We start from the raw sequence: 751 nt of genomic DNA, 5'->3' as shown, positions 1-751 counted from the left end.
TTGATAAATTTGAGCGGCTGCTGGATCTGATCCAGCTTTCTGACAGCGACCGCCTGTACATCCTCGGGGATGTGATCGACCGGGGTGCCATGGGCGTGGATATCCTTCAGAGGATCATGGCCGCGCCCAACATGACCATGCTCCTGGGCAACCATGAGCAGATGTGTCTGGATACTCTTGGCGCTCATAATGAGTACGGCGCGCGGGACCTGTGGCGGCAGAATGGTGGTTCGCCCACCTACCGGGAACTGCTCTATCACCGGACGCCCCATGAGCGGAATATGATCCTGCGTTTTCTCGCCAGCCTGCCTGACCATCTGGACATTGTAGTCGGTACGCAAAAGTTCAACCTTGTCCACGGCTGTCCCAGCTCTGACCGCGAGACCCGCATCTGGGGCCGTGTGTCCGTGGAGAGTGGGAGTCCTTACCCGGACGCCATTTGCATCGTGGGCCACACGCCCACGAACTTGCTGACCGGGAGGGACGATGAGGACTTCTGTATCTGGCACGGAGATGGGATCATCGACATTGACTGCGGCTGCGGTCATCTCCGCACAGAGCACCGCCGTCTGGCCTGCCTGCGGCTGGACGATATGGCAGAGTTCTATGTGGGTGGTTCCGGCTGTGGAGAGAGCGGCTCCCTGCCAGCTGAGGAACTGGAGCCACTCGATGAGCAGGACCTGCCCGCGTCGCTCCAGCGGGATCTGGACGCCTATCAGAAAGGGCTGGCGGAGCATGTTTCCTATCTGGA

1 protein-coding gene is annotated in these 751 nt (G+C 60.1%); it reads left to right on the top strand.

The window, feature by feature from the left end; genetic code table 11:
- The coding region (locus tag HMPREF1546_RS19115; protein WP_021751693.1) for a metallophosphoesterase at window positions 1-751 on the top strand (751 nt) is incomplete at both ends.

The organism is Oscillibacter sp. KLE 1745 (genome assembly GCF_000469445.2).
GTDB classification, from domain to species: Bacteria; Bacillota; Clostridia; order Oscillospirales; family Oscillospiraceae; genus Oscillibacter; species Oscillibacter welbionis.
This window is presented reverse-complemented; position numbering and strand designations above follow the sequence as displayed.